We start from the raw sequence: 2,965 nt of genomic DNA, 5'->3' as shown, positions 1-2,965 counted from the left end.
AGACGGTGGCGCTTGTGGTGGTACTCGTTCAGATCGCGCAGGATGTACCAGCGCAACTGGCCTGCCGTGTCGCCGGGCGGCGGGCGAATCATCGGTTATCCTGTCGAGCGCGCCAGCCAACCCAACCGCGCCGGACCCGTTTTCAAATCGCGCGCTTCGCCGTATCCTGCCCGGAATTCGTACGGCAGGAGTCTCCATGACCGCCCGCACCAGCCTCTGGACCATCTTCAAGAGCTTCTTCATCGTGGGGGCCACGGCCTACGGCGGCCCGGCCATGATGCCCATGATGCGCCGCGAGGCCGTGGAGAAGCGCGCCTTCGTCAGCCGCGAGGAGTTCCGCCTGGGCCTGGGCCTGTGCCAGCTCATCCCGGGCGGCACGCTCATGCAGCTGGCGGCCTACATCGGGCTCAAGCTGCGCGGGCTATGGGGCGCGCTGGCGGCCTACGCCGGGTTCTCGGCCCCGGCCTTCCTGCTCATGCTGGGGCTCTCCAGCTTCTACATGGGCACGCGCAACGCCCCCCTAGCCCAGGCCGTGTACATGGGCCTCAAGGTGGTGGTGCTGGCCATCTGCCTGATGTCCTGCCTGGATTTCGTGAAGCGCTTCGCCCCCACGCGCCGCCATCAGGCCTTCACGGCGGGCGCGGCGGCGCTCTTCCTGGGCGGCGCGGGCATCGTGCCCATCGTGGGCGGCGCGGCCGTGCTGGGCATGCTCTTCCTGGACCCGGGACCGGCCCCCGACGCGGGCGAAGGCCCCGAGGGCGACGGCGCGCTGCGACTTGCCGTGATCGTGGGCCTGGTGCAGCTGGCCTGCCTGGGGGCGCTCTATGTCTGGGACAGGCTGCTCTTCCAGCTGGCCGTGTCCATGATCAAGGTGGACATGCTGGCCTTCGGCGGCTTCGGCGTGTTCCCCGTGATGTACGCCGAGGTGGTGGAGTACCGGGGCTGGATCGACGAATCCACGTTCATCGAGGGCATGGCCCTGGCCCAGGTGACCCCGGGGCCGAGCCTTTTGGCCTCGGCCTTCATGGGCTACATGGTGCGCGGCGTGCCCGGGGCGCTGGTGGGCGCGATCGGGGTGTTCGCGGCCTCCTTCGTGGTGGTGCTGGCCGCCTCCCACTACCGCAGGGCCATCATCGGCTCGCGCCGGGCGCGCCAGGCCCTCTCGGGGGTGCTGGCCACCCTGGGGGGCATGATCGTGGCCGTGAGCTGGACCCTCTCCAAGGCCGTGGCCTGGGACTGGCGCACCGCCCTCCTCCTGGCCCTCTCCCTGGGGGCGCTGGCCGCCAAGGTGGCCGTCTACTGGGTGGTGCTGGGTGCGGCGGCACTGGCCGCCCTGATCTGCTGAGGACGCCATGACCACACGCCACAAACTCATCGACGTCCTTCTCCGTGGCCTCTGCGCCGGACTTTCTCCCGGCGCCCTCCTCGCCAAGCCGCGCGACTTCCGGCCCGGCCTGCCGCCGCTCTGGCCCGGCGACGCACCGGCGCGGCGCGCGGCCCTGGAAGGCCACGCCCTGGCCGGAGGCCCGGGCCTCGCGGCGGCGGCTCTGGCCGCCTGCCTGCCCGGGATGCTCCTCCTTGCCGGTCTGGCCTCCCTTCCCGGCGACTTCTGGACCCAGCCCTGGCCCCGGGCGGCCCTGAGGGGCCTGGGCGCGGCCCTGCCGGGCGTGCTGGCGGCCCTGGCCCTGGACGGCCTGCGCCGTCTGCCCGGGCGGCTGGTGAGCGCGGGGCTGGCGGTCTGCACCGGAGGGCTTTTCTTCCTGGGGCTCAAGCCCTTCGCCATGCTCCTGGGCGGCGCGGTGATCGGCGTGCTCCTGCTGCCGGAGCCTGCGCCGACCGAGGCGACCGCGCCCTCCTGCGCCCCCTCCTGCCTCCGGCCCGGGCGCTTCCTGGCGCTCTTCGGGGTCCTGGCCGTGGCGACAGGGGGCGTCTTCCTCCTGGACTCGGGGCTGGGGCGGATCTTCCTGGCCGCGTTCAAGGCCGAATTCTGGGGACTGGGCGGCGCGGGGGCCTGGCCCCTGCTCTCGGGGGACTTCGTGCGCGCGAGGCACTGGCTCGCGCCCGGGGCCTTCGCGGACCTTGCGGCCCTGGCCCTGGCCGTGCCCGGCCCGGCGGCGGCCCTTGCCGCCGGATGCGGCATGCTGGCCCGGGGCCTGCCCGGGGCTCTGGCCGCCGGAGCGGGGGCCGCGCTCTCCACGGTGCTGACGCTCCTGGCCGCCGCGCCCTGCATGGAGGCCTTGTCCGCCAGCCCCTGGGCGCGCAAGGCCCTGGCCGGGGCCGGAGCCGTGCTCTGCGGCATCACGGCGGGACTGGCCGCCCTGACGGCCGCAGGCCGCGCCTGGGACGTCCCCGGCATCGCCCTGGCCGTCCTGGCACTGGCGGCGGGCTTCCGGGGCGCTGGCCGCGTGTGGGTGGCCCTGGCGGCGGCCCTGGCGGGGGTGGCGCTCTACGGATGAGCCCGCCGAGCGGCGCGTGCACGCCCGCCGCCGGGTCGAAGCGCGGCGGGCGTCGACGCGCGATGTCAGGCGGCCAGGGCCGGGTGGTTCTCCACTTCCCGCAGGCTGCCGATGACGAGCAGAAGATCCGAGGTCTGTGCCGCAAGCAGGTTCACGGCCTGGGCGGACTGGTTCATGGCCGATGACGTGTCCGCGCTCACGCGGTGGATGTCCTCCATGGTGCGGCTGATCTGCTCCGAGGAGGCGGACTGCTGTTCCGAGGCCGCCGCGATGGCCTGGATGCGGCCGCAGGCGTCGTCCACCAGGGCAACGATCTCGCCCAGGGCGCGTCCCGAGCCGTCGGCCTCGCTGGTGGCCTCCCGGATGAGGTCCACCGCGCCGTCCATGCCCGCCGCGCTGCGCGTGGCGCTCTGCTGGATGCCCTGGATCACCTGGCCCACCTCGCGGGTGGCGTTCATGGTCTTTTCGGCCAGCTTGCGCACCTCGTCGGCGACGACCGCGAAGCCTCT

3 protein-coding genes are annotated in these 2,965 nt (G+C 73.5%); 2 read left to right on the top strand and 1 reads right to left on the bottom strand.

Translation table 11 applies throughout. The features are described 5' to 3' along the window. Positions 1–196 precede the first annotated feature (196 nt). Positions 197–1,345, top strand: coding sequence for a chromate efflux transporter (chrA, locus tag ACV4UX_RS18335; RefSeq protein WP_491594722.1), 1,149 nt, complete (start codon positions 197–199; stop codon positions 1,343–1,345). A 7-nt stretch (positions 1,346–1,352) separates the two neighbouring features. After that, positions 1,353–2,456 carry a chromate transporter gene (locus tag ACV4UX_RS18330; protein WP_491594721.1) on the top strand — a complete coding sequence of 368 codons (1,104 nt, stop codon included), beginning with the start codon at positions 1,353–1,355 and terminating at the stop codon, positions 2,454–2,456. 65 nt (positions 2,457–2,521) lie between these two features. Here the strand turns inward: ACV4UX_RS18330 and ACV4UX_RS18325 are convergent. Further along, on the bottom strand, positions 2,522–2,965 hold a 444-nt coding region (locus ACV4UX_RS18325; RefSeq protein ID WP_491594720.1), incomplete at its 5' end, for a methyl-accepting chemotaxis protein.

The sequence above is a fragment of the Fundidesulfovibrio sp. genome (assembly GCF_058402725.1).
The sequence above is the reverse complement of the archived record's forward strand: the minus strand, read 5'-3'. Positions and strand labels throughout refer to the sequence as shown.